This is a genomic window from Stenotrophomonas sp. HITSZ_GD, assembly GCF_029543105.1.
GTDB lineage: Bacteria > Pseudomonadota > Gammaproteobacteria > Xanthomonadales > Xanthomonadaceae > Stenotrophomonas_A.
Genome location: NZ_JARQXB010000006.1, coordinates 132,906 through 157,851 on the forward strand (window position 1 = coordinate 132,906; position 24,946 = coordinate 157,851).

Annotated in this window: 16 protein-coding genes; 4 read left to right on the forward strand and 12 right to left on the reverse strand. The window is 68.9% G+C overall.

All coding sequences use genetic code 11. From position 1 onward, the window contains the following. Positions 1-62: 62 nt before the first annotated feature. Positions 63-1,724, reverse strand: a complete 1,662-nt coding sequence (locus P6166_RS08425) for an MFS transporter (protein ID WP_277764024.1) — start codon at positions 1,722-1,724, stop codon at positions 63-65. Positions 1,725-1,735: 11 nt separating this feature from the next. Further along, on the reverse strand, positions 1,736-3,148 hold the full coding sequence (locus P6166_RS08430) for a DcaP family trimeric outer membrane transporter (protein ID WP_277764025.1): 1,413 nt from the start codon (positions 3,146-3,148) through the stop codon (positions 1,736-1,738). Positions 3,149-3,408: 260 nt separating this feature from the next. Between P6166_RS08430 and acs the strand changes: the two genes are divergently transcribed. From acs to P6166_RS08445, 3 genes are all read left to right on the forward strand, one after another. Continuing rightward, positions 3,409-5,352, forward strand: a complete 1,944-nt coding sequence (gene acs, locus P6166_RS08435; protein WP_277764026.1) for an acetate--CoA ligase — start codon at positions 3,409-3,411, stop codon at positions 5,350-5,352. Positions 5,353-5,433: 81 nt separating this feature from the next. Then, complete coding sequence (locus tag P6166_RS08440; protein ID WP_057645557.1) at positions 5,434-6,099, forward strand: response regulator transcription factor; 666 nt, start codon at positions 5,434-5,436, stop codon at positions 6,097-6,099. 267 nt (positions 6,100-6,366) lie between these two features. Beyond that, positions 6,367-6,951 carry a manganese efflux pump MntP family protein gene (locus P6166_RS08445; protein WP_277764027.1) on the forward strand — a complete coding sequence of 195 codons (585 nt, stop codon included), beginning with the start codon at positions 6,367-6,369 and terminating at the stop codon, positions 6,949-6,951. A gap of 57 nt (positions 6,952-7,008) precedes the next feature. Here the strand turns inward: P6166_RS08445 and P6166_RS08450 are convergent, their stop codons facing one another. The 3 genes from P6166_RS08450 to P6166_RS08460 all read right to left on the reverse strand — a co-directional run bounded on the left by P6166_RS08450 (position 7,009) and on the right by P6166_RS08460 (position 14,342). Continuing rightward, positions 7,009-10,461: a PAS domain-containing hybrid sensor histidine kinase/response regulator gene (locus tag P6166_RS08450; RefSeq protein WP_277764028.1), complete on the reverse strand. Its 3,453-nt coding sequence runs from the start codon at positions 10,459-10,461 to the stop codon at positions 7,009-7,011. A 108-nt stretch (positions 10,462-10,569) separates the two neighbouring features. Continuing rightward, entirely contained in the window at positions 10,570-12,966 is a 2,397-nt protein-coding gene (locus tag P6166_RS08455) for an NdvB protein (RefSeq protein ID WP_277764029.1), read from the reverse strand. After that, on the reverse strand, positions 12,963-14,342 hold the full coding sequence (locus tag P6166_RS08460) for an MFS transporter (protein ID WP_277764030.1): 1,380 nt from the start codon (positions 14,340-14,342) through the stop codon (positions 12,963-12,965). The genes P6166_RS08455 and P6166_RS08460 overlap by 4 nt, the downstream gene beginning before the upstream one ends. 112 nt (positions 14,343-14,454) lie before the next feature. On the opposite strand from P6166_RS08460, the gene P6166_RS08465 reads away from it, so the two are divergent. Continuing rightward, the gene (locus tag P6166_RS08465) at positions 14,455-15,006 is read left to right on the forward strand and encodes a gluconokinase (RefSeq protein WP_277764031.1); all 552 of its coding nucleotides are present in this window, start codon (positions 14,455-14,457) and stop codon (positions 15,004-15,006) included. Positions 15,007-15,109: 103 nt separating this feature from the next. Here the strand turns inward: P6166_RS08465 and P6166_RS08470 are convergent, their stop codons facing one another. The 7 genes from P6166_RS08470 to P6166_RS08500 form a co-directional block, all read right to left on the reverse strand. Continuing rightward, positions 15,110-17,260: a S46 family peptidase gene (locus P6166_RS08470; protein ID WP_277764032.1), complete on the reverse strand. Its 2,151-nt coding sequence runs from the start codon at positions 17,258-17,260 to the stop codon at positions 15,110-15,112. A 70-nt stretch (positions 17,261-17,330) separates the two neighbouring features. After that, positions 17,331-18,047: an SIMPL domain-containing protein gene (locus P6166_RS08475; protein ID WP_277764033.1), complete on the reverse strand. Its 717-nt coding sequence runs from the start codon at positions 18,045-18,047 to the stop codon at positions 17,331-17,333. A gap of 47 nt (positions 18,048-18,094) precedes the next feature. Beyond that, a complete protein-coding gene (locus tag P6166_RS08480) occupies positions 18,095-18,298 on the reverse strand; it encodes a hypothetical protein (RefSeq protein ID WP_277764034.1) in 204 nt (67 codons plus the stop codon). Between the two features lie 3 nt (positions 18,299-18,301). Next, positions 18,302-18,751, reverse strand: coding sequence for a 3-dehydroquinate dehydratase (locus tag P6166_RS08485; RefSeq protein ID WP_277764035.1), 450 nt, complete (start codon positions 18,749-18,751; stop codon positions 18,302-18,304). Positions 18,752-18,761: 10 nt separating this feature from the next. Continuing rightward, positions 18,762-19,172, reverse strand: coding sequence for a hypothetical protein (locus P6166_RS08490; protein WP_277764036.1), 411 nt, complete (start codon positions 19,170-19,172; stop codon positions 18,762-18,764). 117 nt (positions 19,173-19,289) lie between these two features. Continuing rightward, positions 19,290-23,111 carry a translocation/assembly module TamB domain-containing protein gene (locus tag P6166_RS08495; protein WP_277764037.1) on the reverse strand — a complete coding sequence of 1,274 codons (3,822 nt, stop codon included), beginning with the start codon at positions 23,109-23,111 and terminating at the stop codon, positions 19,290-19,292. Next, entirely contained in the window at positions 23,108-24,889 is a 1,782-nt protein-coding gene (locus P6166_RS08500) for an autotransporter assembly complex family protein (RefSeq protein WP_277764038.1), read from the reverse strand. Before P6166_RS08500 ends, P6166_RS08495 begins: the two co-directional genes overlap by 4 nt. Positions 24,890-24,946 lie beyond the last annotated feature (57 nt).

Consider the following 24,946-nt stretch of genomic DNA (forward strand, 5'->3'; position numbering starts at 1 on the left):
AGGCGCCGGCAAGCCGGCGCCCGGGAAACGGCCGGCGCGAACGCCGGCCTCGGGGGGGTCGTTTACTGGCTCAGGTCCACGTCCTTGGTATCGCGCAGGAACAGCGTGCCGATGATCAGCGTCATCACCGCCACCGCGATCGGGTACCACAAGCCCATGTACATGTTGCCGCTGCCCGCCACCAGGCCGAACGAGATCGCCGGCAGGAAGCCACCGAACCAGCCGTTGCCGATGTGGTACGGCAGCGACATCGAGGTGTAGCGGATGCGGGTCGGGAACAGCTCCACCAGGTAGGCGGCGATCGGGCCGTACACCATGGTCACGTAGATCACCAGGATCCACAGCAGCAGCAAGGTCATCGGGATGTTGATGCGCGCCGGATCGGCCTTCTCCGGATAACCGGCGGTGGTCAGCGCACCCTTCAGGTCCTTCACGAACACGTCGCCCTTGGCCTTGGCTTCGTCCTTCGACAGGCCCGTGGCCTCGTAGGACGCCACCTCGGTGCCGCCGACGCTGACCTGCGCCAGCGAACCCGGCGCGGCCGGCTTCACGTCGTAGGGCACGCCCGCCTTGGTGAGCGCGGCGGTGGCCACATCACAGGAGCTGGTGAACTTGCGCACGCCGGCCGGATCGAACTGGAAGCTGCAGGTGTTCGGGTCGGCGACGACGACGGCCGGCGACTTGGCGCGCGCTTCCTCGATGCCCGGGTTGGCGTAGTGGGTGATGCCCTTGAAGATCGGGAAGTAGGTCACCGCGGCCAGCAGGCAGCCGGCGAGGATGATCTTCTTGCGGCCGATCTTGTCCGACAGCCAGCCGAACACCACGAAGAACGGCGTGGCCAGCGCCAGCGCGCCGGCGATGAGCAGGTTGGCGGTGGTGCCATCGACCTTCAGCGCCTGGGTCAGGAAGAACAGCGAGTAGAACTGGCCGCCGTACCACACCACCGCCTGGCCGGCCGTGGCGCCGAGCAGCACCAACAGCATCAGCTTGAGGTTGCCGCCCTTGAGGCTGTCGCGAAACGGGGTCTTGGAGCCCTTGCCTTCCGACTTCATCTGCTGGAACAGCGGCGACTCGCTCAGCTGCATGCGAATCCACACCGACACGCCCAGCAGCACGATCGACACCAGGAACGGAATACGCCAGCCCCAGGCTTCGAACGCCTCGGTGCCCAGCGTCAGGCGCGTGCCCAGGATCACCAGCAGCGACAGGAACAGGCCCAGCGTGGCGGTGGTCTGGATGAAGCTGGTGTACAGGCCGCGCTTGCCGTCCGGTGCGTGCTCGGCGACGTAGGTCGCCGCGCCGCCGTACTCGCCGCCCAGGGCCAGGCCCTGCAGCAGGCGCAGCACGATCAGGATGATCGGCGCCACGATGCCGATGCTCGCGTAGTTCGGCAGGATGCCGACCACGAACGTGGACATGCCCATCAGCAGGATGGTGACCAGGAACGTGTACTTGCGGCCGATGCGGTCGCCCAGGCTGCCGAAGAACGCCGCGCCGAAAGGACGCACCGCGAAGCCCGCGGCGAAGGCCAGCAGCGCGAAGATGAAGCCGGTGGTCTCGTTGACGCCGCTGAAGAACTGCTTGGCGATGATCGCCGCCAGCGAGCCGTACAGGTAGAAGTCGTACCACTCGAAGACGGTGCCGAGGCTGGAGGCGAAGATGACTTTCTTGTGCCCGCCGGTAAGCACGGCTTTATGGCTGGTGTTGACGCTGGTACTGGACATGTCCGGCTTCCTCAGAAGGTGTATTTGACGTGGGTCTGCAGGCGGTTCAGGTCGCCGCGGTCGCCACTTTCGAGTTCACGCTGGCCCCAGATGTATTCGGCGCCCAGGTCCAGCTTGGGCAGGGGCGAATAGATCAGGTTGATGTGCGCGGACTGCGAGGACTTGGTGATGCCGAGCCCGGTGAGGTCGGTCGGGTTGTCGTACTGGGCGCGGGAATAGAACACGTTGCCGCGCAGCTTCGGGGAGAACGCATGGCGCCAGCCCAGGAAGCCGGCGACCACGCCGATGTTGTCCAGATCGCCCGTGGCATCGAGCGCGGCGTCGTTGTTCAACGCCAGGCCGACGTAACGGCCGATGCCTTCGCCACCGGTGACCATGTAGCGCAGGTCGTCGTTCTTGCCCAGGTTCCACTTGCCCGACAGGCTCAGGCCCCAGCCGAACTTCTCCGAATCCACGTTAGCCGGGCCGTTCTGGTACTTGAGCTGGCGCACCAGGCCGGCCACGGAGAAGTGGCCCCAGTCGCCCTTGGGGTTGTAGCGCGCGGTGAAGTCCGGCATCGCACCGTCGTCGCTCTGGATCTGGCCCATGTTGCCGCGGTACGGGGTGATCGCCGTTTCCGGGTTTTCCACCGAGAACGACCACGGGCCCTTGGTGTAGCGCAGCTGGGCCTGGCGCACGAATACCGTGCCTTCCGTGGGGCCGAGGAAATCCACTGTATCCGGCAGCGCGGCGGTGTCCTGGAAGTTGGTCCAGGCCTGACCGGCCAGCCAGTTGTTCCACTGCACGTAAGCCTGGCGCAGGGTCAGGCTGTAGGTGTTGGTCGCCACCTCGTTGCCGGTGAACGCGGTGCTGCCGCCACCGAACAGGTCGAACTCCAGGTAGCTCTTGAGCTTGTCGCCGCCTTCCAGGTCGGTGTCGGTGGCGAACCAGAAGCGCGAGAACTGCGCGCCCATGTCGGTATCGGCGCCGCCTTCCTTCGTGGCGCCGCCGCCGACCGGAATGGTCTTGGGCACGTAGAACATCCGGCCCACCGTGCCGTCGGCGATGTCGCCGTCGTTGGTGCTGGTGACCGAGGCATCAAGCTTGATGAAGCCGCCATAGGTGAAGCGGGTGTTGGAGCCGGCCCCGGCGGAGATGGCGGTCTTCTGGATCGGCGCCGGCGCACCGGGCTTGGGCGGCGGCGGCGCCACCGCGGCCTGGGCGGTTTTGACTTCGGCGATCTGGGTCTGCTGCTGGGTGATCTGTCCCTGCTGCTGTTGTTGCGACTGCAACAACAACTGGACCTGCTGTTCGAGCTGCGCGACGCGGGCTTCCAGCGCTTTTTCCTTCGCCGTCTGTGCCCAGGCCGCGCCAGGCGCGACCAGGGCCACGAACAGCGCGGCCGCCAGCGGCCGGCGAACCAGCGATGCTTTACGGATGTTCATTACTCCCTCCCGAATAATGGTTCGCCATGCCCGCAGGGGGCACGGCTTGGCCGGAGCGTGCGGCACGCTCAGGTCACCGCCTATTCGCCTTTGGTCGTAACCACCGCCGATGCCGCAGTGCAGTACGACCATGGTCTAAGCCCGCGCCAGGCAGGGGCATGGCCCGGCGCAGGGGGGATGCGGCACACTGGTTGTATGCGGTGCCGCCGCGCGGTGTGCGCCGTCCAATCCGAGACAAGCTCAGTGCAAGTGAGGGTGCCATGGCTGACATTTATCCCGTAGATCCGACCTTTGCCGCCGGGGCGCGGGTGCGCAAGGACCAGTACGAAAAGCTCTACCGCGAATCGGTGGAACAGCCCGAGCAGTTCTGGGGCAAGGCCGCCGAGCGGCTGGCGTGGTATCGCAAGCCGACCCGCATCAAGGACGTCAGTTACGACCTGCAGGATTTCCGCATCCGCTGGTTCGACGACGGCGAGCTCAACGCCAGCGTCAACTGCCTGGATCGCCACCTGGACACGCGCGGCGACAAGATCGCGCTGCTGTTCGAGCCCGACAGCCCCGACACGCCGTCCTATGGCGTCACCTACCGCGAGCTCTACGAGCGCGTGTGCAAGCTCGGCAACGCCTTGCGCAGCCTGGGCGTGAAGAAGGGCGACCGCGTCACCATCTATCTGCCGATGATTCCCGACGCGGCGGTGGCGATGCTGGCCTGTGCGCGCATCGGCGCGATCCACTCGGTGGTGTTCGGCGGCTTCGCGCCCAACTCCATCGCCGACCGCGTGATCGACTGCGGCACCAAGCTCATCATCACCTCCGATGAAGGCCTGCGCGGCGGCAAGAAGATCCCGCTGAAGGCCAATGTCGATGCGGCGCTGAAGATTCCCGGCACGCAGAGCGTGGAGACCGTGCTCGTCGTGCGCCATACCGGCGGCGCGGTGGACATGCAGGCCCCGCGCGACCGCTGGTTCCATGACGTGGTGGACAGCCAGCCGGCCGAATGCGAGCCCGAGCGCATGAAAGCCGAGGACCCGCTGTTCATCCTGTACACCTCCGGTTCGACCGGCAAGCCGAAGGGCGTGCTGCACACCACCGGTGGCTACCTGCTCTACGCCAGCTACACGCACGAGACGGTGTTCGACCTGCGCGAGGACGACATCTACTGGTGCACCGCGGACGTGGGCTGGGTCACCGGCCACAGCTACATCGTCTACGGCCCGCTGACCAACGGCGCCACCGCGCTGATGTTCGAAGGCGTGCCGAACTACCCCAACGTCTCGCGCTTCTGGGAAGTGATCGACAAGCACCAGGTGACGATCTTCTACACCGCGCCCACCGCGATCCGCGCGCTGATGCGGGAAGGCGAAGAGCCGGTCAAGCGCACCTCGCGCAAGTCGCTGCGCCTGCTCGGCAGCGTGGGCGAGCCGATCAACCCGGAAGCCTGGCGCTGGTACTACGACGTGGTGGGCGATGCGCGTTGCCCGATCGTGGACACCTGGTGGCAGACCGAGACCGGCGGCATCCTGATCTCGCCACTGCCCGGCGCCACCGACCTCAAGCCCGGCTCGGCCACGCTGCCGTTCTTCGGCGTGCGCCCGGCGCTGGTCAATGCGGACGGCGAGCGGCTGGAAGGCGCCACCGAGGGCAACCTGGTGCTGCTGGATTCGTGGCCGGGCCAGATGCGCACGGTATACGGCGACCACCAGCGCTTCATCGACACCTACTTCCGCACCTACCCGGGCACCTACTTCACCGGTGACGGGTGCCGCCGCGACGAGGACGGCTACTACTGGATCACCGGCCGCGTGGACGACGTGATCAACGTCTCCGGCCACCGCATCGGCACCGCGGAGGTGGAGAGCGCGCTGGTCTCCCACCCGAAGGTCGCCGAGGCGGCGGTGGTCGGCTTCCCGCACGATCTCAAGGGCCAGGGCATTTATGCCTACGTGACGTTGATTGCCGGCGAACAGCCGAGCGACGAACTGCACAAGGAGCTGATTGCCTGGGTGCGCAAGGAGATCGGCCCGATCGCCTCGCCCGACCACCTGCAGTGGGCGCCGGGCCTGCCGAAGACACGCTCGGGCAAGATCATGCGCCGCATCCTGCGCAAGATCGCCGAGAACGCGCCGGACCAGCTGGGCGACACCTCGACCCTGGCCGATCCGTCGGTAGTCGATTCGCTGGTGAACGAGCGCCGCGTGCGCTGAAGATCGTGCGACACCGCGCCAGGAGTCCGGCGAACGGCTTCCTGGCGTGCCGTTCCTCCCCCCGTGCGTACCTCCCCTGCCATGCCCACCCTGCTGATTGCCGACGACCATCCGTTGTTCCGTGAAGCCCTGCGCGCGGCCGTGCAGCGCGTGATGCCGGGCGTACAACTGTTCGAGGCCGAGAACGTCGATGCGCTCTATGCGCTGGCCGACGCCCATGCCGACGCCGACCTGCTGCTGATGGACCTCAACATGCCCGGCGCGCAGGGTTTCAGCGCGCTGGTGCACCTGCGTGCGCTGCATCCGCAACTGCCCGTGGTGGTGGTTTCCGCGCGCGAGGAGGCGACGATCATGCGCCGGGCCATCGACCACGGCGCGTTCGGCTTCATTCCCAAGTCGGCCGATTCGGACACCATCGGGCAGGCGCTATCGACCGTGCTCGACGGCGAGCGCTGGATTCCCGCCGAAGCGCAGCACCTGCCCCCTACCGACCGCGAGGAGCGCGAAGTGGGGCAGCGCCTGCGCGAGCTGACGCCGCAGCAGTTCCGGGTACTGCAAATGCTGGGCGCGGGGCTGTTGAACAAGCAGATCGCCTACGACCTGGGCGTATCGGAAGCGACGATCAAGGCGCACGTCACCGCGATCCTGCGCAAGCTGGGCGTCACCAACCGCACGCAGGCCGTGCTGATGGCGGGCAAGCTGGCGATCGATGCGGATGGCATCGTGCTGCCGCCGGAAGAAGACTGAGCGGCGCGCCGTATAGCCACAGCTAAGAAGATCATCCCGACCTTCGCGTTTCGCGCCGACGGTTCCAATCGCAACTTCACGCTGTACACTGCGCGTCCCCTTGGGGAGTAGCCTGCTTCCGCACGGAAGCGCCCGCGTCAACATACTCGGCCATTGCGCCGTGGCGCCGGCAGCCATTGATGGTTGGCGAGACCAGCGGTTTGCGCGCGCAACGACGGTTGGGCGTGTGCGCAAGCCGTTGTCGCCGCGCCCGACCTGATGTCCTCCATGTCGTTTATCTCCATCCTTCTCATCGGCCTGGCCATGTCCACCGATGCCTTCGCCGCCGCCATCGGCAAGGGCGCGGCGATGCGCAAGCCGCGCTTCGCCGATGCCCTGCGCGCCGGCCTGATCTTCGGCGCCGTCGAAGCCATCACCCCGTTGATCGGTTGGTTGCTGGGCCGCGCCGCGTCTTCCTACGTCGAATCCTTCGACCACTGGATCGCCTTTGGCCTGCTCGGCATCCTGGGCATCCACATGATCGTCGCCGGCCTGCGCCCGGAGCCGGAAGAGCCGGCCGAGGCGGCCGCGCACAGCGAGCGCCACGGACGCTTCTGGTCCCTGGCCACCACCGGCCTGGCCACCAGCATCGACGCGATGGCCATCGGCGTCGGCCTGGCCTTCCTGGACGTGCACATCGGCGTGGTCGCGGCGGTCATCGGCCTGTGCACGCTGACCATGGTCACGCTGGGCATCCTGCTCGGCCGCGTGCTGGGCGCGCTGGCGGGCAAGCGCGCAGAGATCATCGGTGGCGTGATCCTGGTGATCGTCGGCGCGACGATCCTCTACGAGCACCTCAGCGGCGCCGCCTGATCCGGCGGCGATGCGCGATCGCCGGCCGCCCGGGCCGGCGCTCGACCGGCGGCGCGGCTAATTCGCCGCGCCGCTGCGCACCTGCTCGTGCAGCGCGCTGAGGAAGGCACGCAGCGAGGCCGGCTTCACCGGCTTGGTCAGCAGGCGGTAGCCGCGTTCGCGGGCGAGCTGCTTGAGCTCGTCGCGCCCATCGGCGGTGAGCAGCGCGCCGGGCACCGGGGTGGCCGAGGCCTCACGCAGGGCGTCGAGCGTGTCCAGCCCATCGAGCCGGTCGTGCAGGTGGTAGTCCACCAGCATCACGTCCGGCTGCAGGGCCATACGCGCGATCGCCTCATCGACGGTGGAGGCGGTGATCACCTCCACCTGCCAGCGCCCGAGCAGCGCGCGCATGCCATCCAGGATCTCCTGGTCGTTGTCCACGCACAGCACGCGCAGGCCGGCGAGGGAGTCGTCGCGGCTGGACAGGCCGGCGCGCTGCACCGGCGGCGCCACCCTCTGGCCCGCGGCCACGCGTGGCAGCTGGATGGAGAACATGCTGCCGCGACCGACCTGGCTGCGCGCGTTGAGCTCATGCGAAAGCAGCCGCGAGATGCGCTGGCAGATCGACAGCCCCAGGCCCAGGCCCTGCTCGCCCCAGTCGAACGGCTGCTGGTAGCGGTGGAACTCGTGGAAGATCTGCTGCATGTGGTGCTCGGGAATGCCCGGGCCGGTATCCCACACTTGCAGCTCCACCTGTTCGCCGCGCGGCCGCACGCCAAGCACGATGCGGCCCTGGCGGGTATAGCGCAGCGCGTTGGCGATGAAGTTCTGCATCACCCGGCGCAGCAGCCGGCGGTCGCTGCGCACCCAGATCGGCCGCGCGTGCGCCTGCAGGCGCAGGCCGCGGCTGGCGGCGATGGGCGCGTACTGCGCGGCCAGTTCGGCCATCAGCAGGCCGGCGTCGAAATCCTCCAGGGTCGGGCGCAGCCCGCCGGCGTCCAGCCGCGATACGTCGAGCAGACCGTCGAGCAGTTCCTCGGCGGCGCGCAACGAGGCATCCACGCGCTCGGCCAGGTGGCGCTGCTCGTCGTTGTCGTTGGCGGTGTCGCGCAGCGCGGAGGCAAACAACCGCGCGGCATTGAGGGGCTGCAGCACGTCGTGGCTGATCGCCGCCAGAAAGCGCGTCTTGGATTGCTGCGCCAGCTCGGCTTCCTGCGAGCGCTCGGCCACGCGCTGCTCTAGCGTCTCGTTGGCTTCCAGCAGGGCATTTTCGGCGCGCTTGTAATCGGTGATGTCGTTGTAGCTGGTGACGTAGCCACCGCCGGGCAGTGCCTGGCCGCGCATCTCGATGACCTTGCCGTCGCTGCGCGTGCGCTCGAACACGTGCGGCGAGCCAGCGCGCATGTGGCGGATGCGGCGCTCGATCTGGTCCTCGACGTCGCCTTCGCCCAGTTCGCCACGCTCGGCGTTGTAGCGGATCAGGTCGGCGACCGGGCGGCCGACGTAGAGCATGCCGTCCGGGTAGCCGAACAGCTGCTGGTAGCGGCGGTTCCAGGCGGTCAGGCGCATGTCCGGATCGACCACGCTGACCGCCGCGCTGATGTTCTCCAGCGTGGTGGAGAGGATTTCCCGGTTGAAGCGCAGCTCCTGCCCGGCTTCGTCCAGCACCGCCACCACTTCGCCCAGCTCCATGCCCGAGCCGCGCAGCAGGCTGGTCAGCACCAGCCGCGCGGAGGCCGCGCCGATGGAGGCCGCCAGCAGGCGTTCGGTGAACTGCACCCAGGCGCGGTCGGCCACGGCGTTGGATTGCAGCTCGCGGTTGAGCGCGGCGGCCTGCTCGACGAACGCGCGGTGCGCGTGGCGCTCGCCGACGACGCGCTCGGCCAGGGTCAGCAGGTCGGCGACATGCACGTGGCCCGGCCACGCGCCGGCCACCGCCGGGCGCTGCGAATACGGGTCCAGGAACGGCGCGGCGCGCAGGCGCTCGTCCACGCCCGGGCGCCAGCGCGCCGAGACCACCATCATCGCGCCGACGTTGGCCAGCAACGACCAGAACGTGCCATGCGCCAGCGAATCCCAGCCGCTCATGCCGAACAGCTGCTGCGGACGCAGCCAGGAGATGCCGAACGGCCCGTTGAGCAGCCAGCCGGTGTCGAAGTCACCGGCCATGGTCATCGCCGGCAGCAACAGCGTGTAGGCCCAGGTGGCGAAGCCGAGCAGCATGCCGGCCTCCACGCCCTTGCGGCTGGCGCCGCGCCAGTACAGGCCGCCCAGCACGCCCGGCGCGAACTGCGCCACTGCGGCGAAGGCCATCAGGCCGTAGGAGGCCAGCGTGCTGTCGTTGCTGCTGCTGCGGTAGTAGCCGTAGGCCATCATCGCCAGCAGCAGGATGGCGACGCGGCGGATCCACAGCACGCGGCCCGCCGCCACGACCGCGTGTCCGCGCGAGCGTCGCAGCAGCACCGGCATCACCAGGTCGTTGCTGACCATGGTGGCCAGCGCGATGGAGGCCACGATGACCATGCCGGTCGCCGCCGAGAAGCCGCCGATGTAGGCCACCAGCGCCAGCACCGTGTTGCCCTCGGCCAGCGGCAGCGCCAGCACCATGCTGTCGTCGGCGAGCTGGCCGCCGCCGCCGAACAGCGCCACGCCGGCCGAGGCGATCGGCACCACCATCGCCGAGATCAGCACCAGGTAGCCGCCGAACAGCCAGCGCGCGCGGCGGATGTCGCCCACATCCCCGCACTCGACCACCGCCACATGGAACTGGCGCGGCAGGCAGACGATGGCCAGGAAGCTCAACACCGTCTGCGAGACGAAGCCCACCGAGGGCGTGTGCTCGAACAGCATGCGTGCCGAATCGGTGATGCGCAGCTGGTGGTCGCCCAGCCAGGACCAGGCGAACAAGCCCACCGCCAGCATCGCCACCAGCTTGATGACCGACTCCAGCGCGATGGCGAGCATCATGCCGTGGTGATGCTCGGTCGCATCGGCCTGGCGGGTGCCGAACAAGGTGGCGAACAGCGCCATCAGCAGCGCGACGTACAGCGCCGGGTCGGTGAAGAACGAGCGTCCGTCGTTGGACTGGCCGGTGAGCACTTCCAGGCTCATCGCCACGGCTTTGTACTGCAGCGCCAGGTACGGGACGATGCCGACCAGCGCGATCACCGCCACCAGCGCCGCCAGCCGGCGCGAGCGGCCATAGCGCGAGGAGATGAAATCGGCGATGGAGACGGTGTTCTCCGAACGCGCGATCAGCGCCAGCCGCTCGATGATGCGCCAGCCGAAGATCAGCAGCAGCAGCGGGCCGAGGTAGATGGGCAGGTAACCGATGCCGTTGCGCACCGCGGTGCCGACCGCGCCATAGAACGTCCACGACGAGCAGTACACCGCCAGCGCCAGGCTGTAGACCGCCGGGCGCAGCCAGGGGCGGTCCGGATACATCGGGCGACGGTCGCCCCACCACGCCACGCCGAACAGCAGCACGGCATAACCGACCGAGACCAGCAGCAGGATCCAGCTCGAAATCAACGCGCCCCCTCCCGGCGACAGATGATGCGAGGCAGTGTACCCGCCGCCGATGGCAAGGACGTCATCAGGGCGCACCGGGACGCGGCGCGGCGCGAGCTTGCCGTGGCGTCAGCCGTCGGCGGGCAGCACGACCTCCACGTGGTACCGCCGCCCCGGCTCGATCCCGGCGATGGTCGCGTGCGGGCACGCCACGCCATCCACGATCACCTGCGGCGCATCCGCGCTCGCCTCGCGGCGATAGCGCACTTCGAACTCGGCGCCGCGGAAGCGCCGCACGGCCCGCGCCTGCGGCCAGTGCGCCGGCAGCTGCGGGCGCACGTGCAGCGCTTCGCCTTCACCGCGCAGCCCGAACAGTTGCTCGACCACGTCGCGATACACCCAGGCCACCGTGCCGGTATTGAACAGCTGGCTCGACCGCCCGGCGGTACGCGGGAATTCGCGCCAGGCGCCGCGGTAGTAGTTCGGCAGGTAGACCGGCAACTGGCCGCGCTGCAGCACGTCCGCGCGCGAGGGGCCGGGGATCATCGCGCGCAGCACGCCCCACGCACGCTCGCCCTCGCCCACCGCGTAGAGGCTGTGCAGGTAGAACGCGGCCGCGTGGTTGTAGACGGCGCCGTTCTCGGCCGACCCGGGGTGCTTCTGCGTCAGCCGGCCCACGTCCTCGCGCATGCCGCTGTACGGCGGTGCCAGCATGACCGGCCCGTAAGGGGTGTGCAGCTGCGCCTCCACCGCGGCCAGCAGCCGCGCCTGGCGTTCCTCGTCCGCCGTGCCGGCCAGCAGCGCCCAGCTCTGCGGGTTGAGGTAGATGCGCCCTTCGGCGTCGGCAGATACACCGAAGCGCACGCCGTCGTCGGTAATGCCGCGTGCGTACCAATCACCGTCCCACAGTTCACGATTGGCCACCTCATTCACCGCCTCGGCGGCGTCGGCGAAGCGCTGGGCGGCGTCAACGCGACCATGCCGCGCGCACAGGCCCGACCACAGGCGCAACGCATAGGCCGTCGCCAAGGTGAGCCAGCCGGACACGCCGGTGCCGCGATAGCCGACCATGTTCATCGGATCGCACCAATCGCCTTGGGCGATGTAGCTCAACCCGCGGGCGTCGCGCGCCTGCAACAACCATTCCATGGCGGCGTCCAGGCGGGCAGCGACATCGAGGCGCCGTCCATCGCGATCCTCGACAACCTCGTCCAGCAAGGCACCGTCGCCGGTTTCGCCGAGGTAGGCGTCGAGGAAGATCGGCAGCCACACGCAATGGTCGGTATGCGGCACCTGGTTGATGTATTTCAGCTCGGCCTGCTCGTCCAGCAGGATGCCGTCGGGCATCGCGCCGCTGGCTTCCTGCTGCGCCAAGGCGTGCAGGAACGAGGCGCGCGCCACGGCCGGCGCCAGGTACGCCATGCCGAGGTGGTCCTGCAGGAAGTTGCGGGTCTGCGGGTCGGTGGTCAGGCGGTTGACGTCGCCGTGGTAGAACACCTGCCGCGGCAGCCAGTGGTTGACGAGGTTGTCGAAGGCGGCATCGGGCGTTTCCACCTCCAGGCAGCCGCGCCCGGCGGCCAGGTGCGCGGCGTGCGCACGCGCGGCTTCGGCAAAGCCCCCCGCGGACAAGAAGCGCGTACGCAGCGCGGCGATTTCCGCATCATCGTGCGCCGGCCCGAACAGGTAGCGCAGCGTGGTCTCGCCGCCGGCCTCCAGCAACAGTCGCTGTTGCAGCACTGCGGTGGGGGTTTCGTAGCGTGCGTCGCTGTCGCCCAGCCGCTCGCCCGCCAGGGCGGTCGGCGCGTGCAGCCCGCCCTCGCCTTCGAACGCCGATTGCCGCGCCTCCCATCCGTCTACTGGCTGCTCGTGCAGCAGGAAGGTGCAGTCCTTGAAATCGCGCTGGCGCCAGTAGTCGGCGACCTTCTGGTACGGGGTGACGCTGCGGCACACGATGCCGCCCAGGTCGGCGCGGTACTCGCCCGATTGGTTCATCCACGACATGTAGCCAACCGGGAAATACGGATACAGCGATAACCGGCGCGGCCGGCCGGACCCGTTGCGCACCCGGCACGACCACAGCTCCAGTGGCGTGTCTTCCGGCAGCTGCAGGCGCAGCTCCAGCACGATGCCGTCGAATTCGATCTCCCACGCCACGTCGTGCTTGCCGGGCGAGAACGCGAAGCGCTGCGGCGGCGCGCGCACCGGCTCGTAGGGCGCGGACCACAGCGCGCCGCTGTCCTCGTCCTTCAGGTAGAAGAAGCGCCCGGGATGATGCGCGTAGTACGGCTGCTCCGGCTGCATGAAGGTGCGCGCCTCCAGGTTCGGCGCGTGCGCGTACTTGGCCGGCTCCGGCTGCATGAACTGCGCGGTGGCGTAGCCGCGGCAGGTGAGCTGGATCATCATCCGGCGGTTCCACAGGAACGCGCCGGCGTTCGGCATCGCGGTGGGGCTGCGCAGCACGTAGCGCTCGCCATCGGCGCTAGGGCCGAGCAGGTCGGTGGTGTCTTCGGAATCGGTGGGGATCATGGCGGGGGTTCGGTGGCAGCATGGCGCGCGGCCAGGGCCTGCTGGATCTCGGCCAGGCGCGCGTCGTCGAGGGGATAGAAACGCATGGTCCACGCCGCCAGCAGCGCGACCAGACCGGGGATCACCGTCATCAGCAGCACGATGCCGTGCTGCGAGGCGTGGCTCTGCGACTGGTTGGCGACATAGCCCATGCCGGCCAGCACCCACGCGATGGCGGCCGAGGCGATCGCGCCGCCCAGCTTCTGCGAGAACGTGGCGGCGGCGAAGGTCAGCGCCGTGGCGCGGCGGCCGGTGCGCCATTCGGTGTAGTCGGCGGTGTCGGCATACATGGCGAAGGCCAACGGGGATTTCGGCCCCAGCGCCAGGCCCACCAGGATGTTGATCGCGAACGCGGCGACCAGGCCGCCCGGCGGCACGAAGTACATCGCACCGCTGAGCACGCCGACGATCACCATCAAGCCCATCATCAGCCGGCGGCGGTCGAACCAGCGCGTCAGCAACGGCGTGGATGCCGCGCCGACGGCCAGCGCCACCGAATAGCTGCCGAGGAACCAGCCGGTGAGGTCGGGGCGGCCGAGGTAGTACTTGAAGTAGTACACACCCGCGCCGCCGCGCATCACGATGGTCACCATGATCACCAGCGCCAGCACGAACAGCACCAGCCAGGGCCGGTTGTGCAGCAGGTCGGCCACGTCCTGCCGCCATGGCGTGCGCTGGGCGGGCGGCGGGACCACGCGTTCGCGCACGAACAGGAACACGCCGGCGAACATCGCCATGGCGATCACGCCGTAGAGCATCAGCGTGCGCTGCCAGCCGGCGGCCGCGTCGCCGTTGCCCAGCGCGGCGACCAGGTCCAGCGTGGCGTAGTTGACGAAAGTGGTGCCGGCGAAGGCGGCGATGAAGCGCAGGCTCACCAGCACGGTGCGCTGCTGGCCATCGGCGGTGATCACGCCCGACAGCGCCGAATACGGGATGCTCACCACGGTGTAGGCCAGCATCATCAGCGAGAACGTCACGTAGGCCCACAACAGGCGCATGTCCGCGCCCAGCGCCGGTACGGTGAAAGCGAGCACGCCGGTGGCGGCCATCGGCAGCGCGCCCCACAGCAGCCAGGGCCGGAAATGGCCCCAGCGGGTGCGTGTGCGGTCGGCGAGCATGCCCATCAGCGGATCGGCGATGGCATCGGCGATCTTGGTCACCAGGATCAGCGTGCCCACCGCGGCGGCCGGCAGCATCATCACGTCGGTGTAGAAGATCAGCAGGAACGCCGAGATGCTCGCCCAGTAGAGGTTGAGGCCGAAATCGCCGAAGGCGTAGGCGGTCTTCTCGCGCAGCGGCGGGGCGGAACGTGCGGCGGTATCGTGCGCGGGGGGCATGGGCGGACCGGATGCGGAACGAGGCGGGGCGTGCGAGGATGCCGACGCTACACCATCGGCCCGGCCGATGGCCGTCGCATGAAAAATTGATCTGTACCTATAACGAGCCAAGATGATGCCTGCCGCCGCCCACTCCCCTGCTTTCGCGATCGTGGTAATGGGGGTTTCGGGGAGCGGCAAGAGCACGGTAGCGCAGGCACTGGCCGTGCATTACGGCTTTCTGCTGCTCGATGCCGACGATTTCCACAGCGCCGAGGCGAAGGCCCAGATGGCCCGTGGCGAGCCGCTGACGGACGTGCAGCGCGAGCCGTGGGTGGATGCGCTGGGCGCGGCTTTGCGGCAGTGCGTCACGCGCGGCGAATCGGTGGTGCTGGCGTTCTCGGGGCTGCGAAAGGCCCATCGCGCCCGGCTGCGGGCCAGCGGCGTACCGATGCGCTTCGTGTTCCTGCACGGCACGCCCGAGGTGATCGCGGCACGCCTCGGCGCGCGCGCCGGGCACTTCATGCCGGCGACGTTGCTGGACAGCCAGTTCGAGGCGCTGCAACCCCCGGCCGACGAGCCGGACGTGGTGGCGGTGGATATCGATGCGCCGCTGGACACGGTGGTGGCCCGGGCGGTGGCGGGGCTGGAGGACGCGGGGTCAATGGCCGCGTCCCCACTGTAGGAGCGGCTTCAGCCGCGATAGCGGGATCCCAAGGTCGCGGCTGAAGCCGCTTCCGCCGCGAGCGCGTGGACGGCAGGACAACGCCTGCCGCCCACGAGCCGCCTTATTTCCCCGCCGGCACGCCCATCTCGTCCAGCAGCGCCGGCGCCGGATACACCTTCGCCAGCAGCCAGCGCAGGTAGCGCATGTCCACGTGGATGGCGCGCTTGTAGCGCGGGTCGTACCACCAGCTGGCACTCACCGCCTCCCAGTTGCTGTCGAAGTTCAGGCCGATGAGTTCGCCACGCGCGTTGAGTACCGGCGAGCCCGAGTTGCCGCCCGTCGTATCGAGATTGGTGAGGAAGTTCACCGTCTGCGTCTTCAAGACCGGATCGGCGGTGTTGCCGAAGTCGCCCTTCGCGATGGCGTCCAGCAAGGGCTTGGGTGCATCGAACGGCACCTGGCCGGTGTTCTTCTCCACGATGCCGGCCACCGTGGTCACCGGCGCGAAGGCGACCGCATCGCGCGGTGCCAGCGGCTCGACGCGGCCGTAGCTGATGCGCAGCGTGCTGTTCGCATCCGGATATACCGCGCGGCCCTGCTTCTGGCGCCAGGCCACCAGCGCGCGCATATAGGCCGGGCGCAGGCGCAGTTGTTCGCCCTCGCGCGTCTTGCGGGCATCTTCCAGGCGCAGCTGCGCGGGCACGAGCTGGCGAGCCAGCGCGATCAGAGCATCGTCGGCCAGTGGCTGGCCGGCGCGCGCGGCGGCGAAGCGCGACAGGCGCTCGGCTTCGGTACCCAGCGCGGTGCGCTGGTAGAGGCCATCGAGCGCCTGCTTCAACTGCGCGGCGGTACGGCCGAACGCGGTGTCGAATTCCGGCACGCGTTGGGATTCAGGCAGCTGCTGGTAGCGCGTGAACAGCGAGGTCAACAACGCCTTCTCCACGGCCGGATCGTAGCGACGCTGCACTTGCTTCAGCACGCCTTCGATCATGGCCTGGTCGCGCTGCTGGTAGCCGCTCTCGCGCTGCGCATCGGGCTTGGCCGATTCCACGCGCAGGCGTTCCAGCATCAGGGCCGAGCGCATCAGCTGGGTCTGGGTGGCCACCGCGCCCAGGATGAGGTCGCGCTCACCCAGTGCGGCGCCGTCGGCCAGCGAGGCCTGCAATGCGGCGATATCGCGCGCATCCTCGCCCGTCGTGGCAGCCAGCATGTCGCGCTCGTCCTCGGCACGCAGGCGCACCGCGTCGCTGCGGCGCAGGCCTTCGAGCTCGCCCGCGGCGCGCTTGCGGTTGTTCTTCAGCGATTGCAGTTGCGAGGCGTAGCGGGTCTTCACCTGCGCATCGCCCTTGCCGGCCGCTTCGATCAACTCGATCAAGCCATCGAACAGGCTCACCCGATCCGGCAGCACGTGGTGCACCTGTTCGTCGAACTCGGCCGCCGTGCGGTGGCGGTAGGTGATGCCCGGATAGCCGGCGAGCATGGCGAAATCGCCGGCCTTCGGTCCGTCCTTGGCCATTTGCAGATGGGCCGGCGGGTGGTAGGGCACGTTCTCCGGGCTGTAGTCGGCCGGCTTGCCGTCCTTGCCCACGTAGGCGCGCAGCAAGGTGAAATCGCCGGTGTGACGCGGCCACATGAAGTTGTCGATCTCGTCGCCGTAGTTGCCGATGGCGCGCGGCGGCGCGTAGACCAGGCGCACGTCGCGCAGCTCCAATTGGCGAATGCGGTAGAAGTCGCTGCCGTAGTACATGTTGGCCACGCTGCAACGCACGCTGCCGTCGCGCTCGCACTCGGCGACGATGCGCTTGCTGGCCGCGTCCACCGCGTCGTAGTACGCACGGCCCTGCTTGCCGCGCGCATCCTGGAGTACCTCGTCGGTCACCTTGTCGAAGCCGACGGTGACCAGCACGCGGAAGTCCGGATTGGCGGCGCGCTCGTCGGCGCGGCCGGCGGCGATGAAGCCGTCGTCGATGAAGTTGTGCTCCGGCGAGCTGTTGTACTGGATCACGCCCATCGCGACGTGGTGGTTGGTCAGCAGCAGGCCGTCGTTGGAAACGAACGAACCGGTGCCGCCACCGACCTTGACCACCGCGCTCAGCGGGGCGCGGGTGACGTCGGCCAGATCCTTCGGGTCACCCTTGAAGCCGGCATCGCGCAGCGGCTTGGCCAGCGCCGGCAGCTGGGTGGGCATCCACATGCCTTCGTCGGCACGGGCGGAGGGGGTCAGCGCCAGGCCCAGCGCGAGCGAGGCGGTGAGGGTGTTGCGAAGCGGCATCGGAGGCATCCCGGAAAGGCAGGCCGTGACCTTAGCGGCCCGCCCGTCCGGGGGCAATCAGGGGGTGCGCTCAACGGCGCAACTCATACACCAGCGACACCGTTTCGCTGATCGTGATGTGCGGACTCAGGTACTGGGCGGGCCGTAGCTTCGCTCCGGTCACCTGGACGCTGTCCAGTTCCTGGTACCCAAAGCGATCGAACTGGGAAGAACGCACCGAATTGATGCTGTAGACCTGCCCCAGGCTGGCGCCCGCCGCCTGCGCGATGTCGTTGGCGCGATCATGGGCGTCGGCGACGGCCTTGCGCTTCACCTCGCGGCGAATCGGCGCCGGGTCGCGAAGCTGGAAGTCGACATTGTCCACTTGGGTGGCGCCGGCCCGCAGCCCAGCATCCAACAGGGCATCGAGCCGCGCGATCTCGTCCAGCACCACCGTGACCTTGCGTTCCGCTTCGAAGAGCGGCGCGCGCGACGCGCGCAGCCGCACTTCGTCATCGTCATCGTCCACCCGCTCCACGCGCATGTCGGCCGCCTCGATGTCACGGCCTGCGATGGCGAATTGCTTCAGCGCGTCCAGGTACCGGTTTACCGCCTCGTCCACCGCCTGTTTGGCGGCGAGCGAGGTGCCAGTGCGGTGGGCGAACAGCAGCGTCACCTTGACGCTATCGGGCGCAACCTCCTGCGTCGCGCTGCCCTCCACCGCCACGTGCGGCCCATCGGGCAACGGCGTACCGGCCAGCGCAATTCCACTCCACAGCATCAATGCCACGAACAGCTGCCTGCGCATCGTGTCCTCCCCTTTTTCCCTGGTGGCAGGCACGCTAGCAGAGCGCACTACAGCCGCGCCACCTGGCACAGCCGCACCTGGCGCGGCTCGATGTCGTGCGCCTCGGCGGCGCGCTGGCGCAGGGCCGAGACGACCTCGGCCGGATCCAGCCGCTCCTCCGTCTCGGCGTCGATGCTGTGCGTCACCTGCCCCCACAGGATCGGCCGGCCGCCCTCGTAGCCTTCGTAGTCGGCGAAATAGTGCAGGCGCATGGCTCAGGTTCCCACATGGATATCGCGCGGGGCGGACTCGCAGCCCAGGTGCTCCAACGCGATGGACAGCGCGAGCGTGTAACTCTGCGCGCGGTAGCCGTGGACGCTGGCGATGCGCTGTCCCAGGCCGTCGGGCAGCGGGGGTTCGGGGCGCTCGCTGCCGTCGTCGTGGGCCTCGACATAGGGATAGTCCAGCGCAGCCAGCACCCGGTGCAGGCGCGGGTTCCCCGCGCACGCGCCCGGGTCGATGACGGCCACTTCGATGCGGGCCTGCTGGGCGACGCGCAGCGCATCGAGCAGCTCCTGCTCCGAGCCGCAGGCGCGCAGCGCCACGGTCTTGCCGACATCGGCGGCGCGTGCCACCAGTTGATGAAGCAGTTCGCGCGGCAGCGGCGCCGGGCCGCGCATCAGTCGCGAGGCCTCTTCCGGGCCGCGCACGATCATGATCGACATGGCAGCGGCCTCAGTGAGGCACGGCGCCGTGGAGGCGGCGCGCGGCAATGGCCGAAGAAAGCGCGTAGGCACGGCCGCGGTCGCCGGCAGCAATGATCGTGGCGATGGGCAGGTGGTGCGGCTGCAGCCACGGCTGTAGTTCGTCGGCGGGGTCGTCGTGCACTTCGATGTAAGGCACGGCGAGATCGTCCAGCGCGGCGCGCAGGGCGGGCCATTGCGCGCGGTCTTCGGCGGCGCTGATGTGGCCGGAATCGAGTAGGACCAGCGCGGTATCGACCCGCCGTGCGGCGCGCAGGCCCGCGATCAGGCCGCCGATGTTCGCGCAGCGGATCAGTTGGGTGGGATGGCCGGCGCACGGGGCCGGCAGCGGCACTTCTCCGCCGGCGCGATCGCTGGGGCCTTGCAGGATCAGGACTGACATACAGGTGACTTGGGCGCACCGGAGTGCGGAGAGGTCACGATAGGGAGGGCGGGCGTAAAGCCGCCATGCCAGTCCCGGCGGCGGCGCGTAACGTATGCGTATCGACGCGCCGCCGGTTTACTTTTCCTTGCGCCAGTTGATCGACCCCTTGGTCTCGATCGTGCTCGATTCCACTTCCACGTCGAAGCCACGCGTCAGCAGGTATTTCAGCGTGATCACCGAACTGCCGCCGACCAGCGCCACGCCGTAGCCCACGTAGAAGCGCGGCGAGAGGTACTTGCCGAAGCCCACCACCGAACCCAGGCTGCCGGACTGGCTCACGCCGGCCTCGTCCAGCCCGAGCTTGGCGCCCAGCTGCGAGGCGATCAGCCCGCTGCCGGCCGACAACGCCGCAGACGCCGCAGTCACCTGCTGCGCCTCGCTGCCGCTGGCGCTGGACAACCCGCGGCCCAGCACGAGATAGGACAGCGCCTCCGATTGCGACATCGACGGGTTGGACCATACGTCCGCACGCGGGGATTCGGCGCGCCCGCTCACGTCGATGCCCGCGGTGACATCGCCGATGCGACGCTCCGCGCGGATGTTGATGCGCGGGTCGGAGACGATGTTGTTGTTCCAGGTCAGCTGGCCGCGGGTGATGGTCAGGTCCTGGCCATAGGCCTTGTAGCGGCCGCTCACGTCCAGCCCGCCGTTGGCGGTCATCTCGCGGCCAGGGCGGGCACGCACCTGCATGCGCCCGGTCAAGGCACCCTTCAGGCCGAAGCCGGCCATCTTGACGTTGTCGCCCAGGATCACCGCCAGGTCCATGTCCAGCGGCGAGGACGGCGTCTGTTCCGGGTTCACCGGGTCCAGCACCACCACGTCCTCGGACACCGAGGTGCCGCGCTCCAGGCGCTCCAGGTCGATATCGGCCTCCGGCACGGTCACCTGCCCGCGCAGTTGCATGGTCTTGTCGACGATGCCGAACTGCATGTCCGGGTTGGCCACCACGCGCAGCTCGGGCGTGTTGTAGAGCAGTACGCGGTCGCCGCGGATGTTGAGCTTCAACGGCGTGCGCTCGCCGTACCAGGACAGGTCGCCATCGACATTGAGCGTGCCCTCGCCCGAGCGGACGTTGGCCACGATGCGGGCCGAGCCGTCGGGCTGGGCGGTGAAGCGGCCCTGCCCATCGGCCAACGTCAGGCCCATCGACGGATACTCGCCCGTGAAATCCTTCAGCACGGCCTCGCCGCCGAGCTGCGGCTGCGCGCGCGTGCCGCGCAGGCTGACATGGCCCTCCACGTTGCCCTTCGGGTTGACCAGGTCGGCGACGAACAGCTGCAGCCAGCTCAGCCGCGACATGTTGAGGTACAGCTCGCCATTGAGCGGCGCGTAGCTGTCCCAGCCGGTATTGAAGCGCGCATCCACGAAGCCGTTGCCCGCGAAGCCGACGCCGAGGTAACCCTGGATCTTCTGCGGGTTGAAGTCACCGGTGAGGCTGAAGTGGTCGTAGCGAACCACCTCGCCGCGCGTGTTGTCGCCCAGGCGGATGCCGCCCTCGGCCGATGTCACCTTGAACGCGCCTTCCCAGGCATTGCCGCGCGGACGGAAGCTGCCATCCACAGTGAGCTCGCCGCGCAGGTGGACCTGGCGCCCTTCGTTGGGCGGCAGCCACGGCTGGATGAGGGAGAGCGGCAGGGCCTCGCTGTGCACCGTGACGCCCTCGCGCGGCCAATTGGCGTTGACGCACAACGCGCCGCTTGCGCCGACGGCGGCCAGGCAGGCATCGCTGACGGTGAAGGCGGGCCCGGCAAGGCTGAACTGCGCCGGCTGGCGCAATGCCCAGGTATTGCCCTTGCTGGGCACGATGCGCAGCGTGCCCAGCTGGCCCTGCCAGCGCGCGCCGTTGCGGCGCACCTCGCCCTGCAGCGCGAGCTGGGCCATCGTGTTGCGCACGTCGGCCTGCAGCCGCAGGTTCTCCACCGCGCCCTGCGCCTGCACCTGCACGCTGTCGAGCACCATGCCGGCGTTGATCGCCGCGCCCTGCAAGGTCAACGTGCCGTCGTTGCCGCGCCACGGCAGGCGGCCGCGCAGCGAGAGGCTGTCGGCGCTGTAGTCGTTCCAGCGCACCGCGTGGCCGGCGAGGTCGGCGGTGATGTCCGGTGCGTCACGACGGCCGCGCAGCTGCACGCTGCCCCGCAGGGTGCCGGCGGCACCGGGCAGCAGGTCGTCCAGCTGCAGCGGTTGCAGCTGGGCGTCGATATCGAGCCGGTCGCCGACCTTGCCCTTCGCGTTGATCCGGCTGTTGCCGATCGACAGCGCGAGTTGCGCTTCGCCCTGCTTGCCTTCCAGCGCGAAGCGGCCGCGCGCGTCGATGCTGCGCTGGCGCAACTGGCCGCGCAGCGCGGCGATCTCGGCGGTGGCCTGGTAATCGCCCGGCGCGCCGTTGGCCGCCGGCGGCAACTGCCGCCCCTGCGAGGCCACGCGGCCGGACAGGCGCCCGTTCCAGCCCGGCGCGAAATAACCCGGGTCGAACTGCGACAACTCGGCCGCCACGTCCCACGACAACTGCGGCTGCCAGCCCACCTCGCCGGTGAGGTCCAGCTGGCCGCCCGGCGTGATCGCGCGGACCTCCTTCAGGTGCGCGCGCTGGTCGTCGCCGCGCGCATCGATGTGCAATTCGGCGCGCTGTTGTTCGCGCGCGATGTCCGCGCGGCCATACACGGCCCACTGCTTCATCGTGCCGGCCAGGCCCAGGCGGGCCTCGCGCAGTTCCACCGGTACCTGCTGCGCATCCGGCGTGGCGGGGTCGGGCGGCGGCACGAAGCGCAGGTCGCTTGCATAGGCCGCGAGGCGGAAGCGGGCGTTCTGCGTGTCGTTGAAATCGGCGGTGCCACGCAGGCGGATGCGCCCGCCGAAGGCGTCCACCTCCAGCGGCGCCACGGTGATGACCTGGTCCTTCAGCGCGACATTGGACGGCTGCAGCACGATCTCCTGGTCGCCCTGCTTCACCCGCCCCTGCAGCTGCGCATTGCCGCCCTTGCCGGAGGCCTCCAGCGACAGGCTCAGCGGGGCAGCGGGCGCGGCATCGCCGGCGCCGGCCGCGCCCATCAGCAGTGCGGTATCCAGTTCGTCGGCGTCGGCCCGCAGGCGCCAGCGCGGGTCTTCCTTGCCGGTGAACACCAGCTGCGCGTGCAGCGGCTTGGGCGCGCGCCCGGCGATGGCCACTTCCATGTTCGACAGGTCGCCGCGCGCCACCAGCCCCAGGCTGGCCGGCGTGCGGCCGCGCGGCGCGGGCAGGATGGCGGTGGCGGTGAGGTTGGTCTTGTAGTCCTGGCGCGGCACGTAGTCGCCGTTGAGGCCGAAGTTGCCGCGGTCGCTATCCACTTGGAGCTGCCGCGTGCGCAGCTCGCCATTGGCCATCTCCAGGCCGCCGCGGATGCGGTGCAGGTCGATCAACGGCTCGCCCAGCTGGGTGACGCGCAGGTCGTTGACCTCGATGATGTCGGCCTGGATCGCCAGCGGCATCTCGATCTGCGGCAGCGAGCCGGGCCAGCTCGGCAGCTCGAACGGTTCATCGCTCTTGGCCAGGTTCAACGTCGCGCCGCTGATCTGCAACTTGTCCAGCAGCAGCTTGCGGCCGAGCAGCGGACGGATGTCGGCCTCGAAATACACGCGGTCGGCGGAAAAGCGATAGTCCTGGTAGTGGAAGTCCACGCCGCGCAGTGTCAGCGGGCCGGCCAATGGGCCGTCGGCTTCCTTCCAGGTGAAGGTGGCCCCTGCGGGCAGCCGCGCCACCACCTGCGCCAGCAGCACGTCGCGGCCCGCGACGGTCTGCAGTAGCCAGTACACCGCCAGCAGGGCGATGAGCACCAGCCCGAGCACGCCGAGCCCGGAACCGATCCAGAAGCGCCGGCGGCGATAGAAGCGGGGACGCGGCGGCGGCACGGGCGCACTCACAGGTTGGCTCCGATGTTGATGTAGAGCTGGAACTGCGAATCCGGGTCATCCAGGCCGTGGGCGACATCCACGCGCACCGGGCCGATCGGTGATTTCCAGCGCAAGCCCACGCCGACGCCGGTATGGAAATCCGGCGTGTTGTCGAAGGCGCTGCCGGTATCGACGAACACCGCCGCGCCCCACGGGCTGTTGTTGAGGTAGCGCTCGTACTCGACGCTGCCGGTGAGCACGTGCTTGGCGCCCAGGGCGTACTTGTCCGGCGGCGGCGTACGCGGGCCGACCTCGCGGAATGCATAGCCGCGGATGCTGTTATCGCCGCCGGCGAAGAAGCGCAGGCTCGGCGGCATCGAGACCAGGTCGGCCGTCCACGTGGTACCGCCTTCGCCGCGCAGGATCAGGCGGTCGTTCGAGCCGAAGCCATGGAACCAGAACACCTGCGCGTAGGCCTGCGCGAAGCTGGTATCGGACCCCACGCCCTCCACGCCGCCGCGCAGGAACGCGCGCCCGGCGATGCCTCGGCGCGGGAAGGTGCGGTTGTCCACGCCCGAATACACCGCTTCCAGCTGCGGGTAGACGAAGGTGGCGTACTGGTAGAACGGATCGGGCTGGTCGTTGGTGCTGTACCGCCAGCGCTCGCGCAGCGCGTTGATCGAGGCGATCGCGGTCCAGTGGTCGTTGATCTCGCCGCTGCGGCTGGCGCTGAGCTTGACGTTGCGCAGGTCGATGTAGTCGGTCTGCTCGTCGTAGTAGCCGGCGGTGAACGAGTACCAGCCATCCAGCCAGGCGAAGGCGGGAATGCGGTAGGCGGTGGTCAGGCTCTTGCGCTTCTGCGCGAAGTCCAGCTGCGTATCCATCTTGTGGCCACGCGAGTTGATGTAGCGCCGTTCGAGGCCGCCGCGCACACCCGGGCCGCTTTCGCTGCCGTAGCTCAAGCCGGCGGTGTAGACGGTGCGCTTGGCGCGCTCCAGGCGCACGTCGATCGGCACGCGGCCATCGGCATCGGCCTCCTCCGGCTTGGGCTGGATATCGATGGTGCCGAAGTAGCCCAGCTTGTTGAGCGACTCGCGCAGGCGGTCGAGCTTGCCTTCGTGGTAGTAGCTGCCTTCTTCCCAGTACACCAGCGGATCGAACAGCCCCGGCTTGAAGTAGTCGTACTGGAAGCGCACCGGCCCCATGTCGTAGCGACGGCCGCTATCCCAGGCCAGGTCGATGTCGGCGGCGTAGTCGGCGCGCGTGACTTCCACGCGGCGCTGGGTGAAGTCGGCATCGAAATAGCCGCGCTCGGCCAGGCGGCGGGTGATGCGCACCTTGCTCGCCTCGTACTGCGGATGGCTGAACACCTGGCCCACCGCCGGCTGGAAATCGGCGACGTCGCGCTGCAGGTATTGGTCTTCCTCGGCCCAGCCGGTCAGCACGATGTGCGACTGGCGCACGCGCACCGGCTTGCCCTTGTCGACGTGGATGACGACGTTGATCTTGTCGCCCTCGCGCGGCGCGTCGACGGTGATGGTGGGGCTGTAATAGCCGAAGGGCTCCAGCGCGGTGCGCGTCTGGTCCTGCGCCTGGTTGAGCAGGTACTCCAGCCGCGATTCGCCCTGCACCTTGCCGATGGTCTGGTAGAGCGACAGCGAGACTTCGATGTTCTCGATCATCTCGGCATCGTCGCCCTTGTCCAGGCCCTGGATGCTGACGCTGTCGATGGTGCCGCGCGCGTGCGCGGCGCCGGCGAGGGCCCAAAGCAGGAAGGACAGGAGCAGGGCCGCGGGAGTCAGACGCATGGGTCGAGGATATACCGGGAGGACAACAAGGACCCGTTAAGACCCCAGGGGAATCGC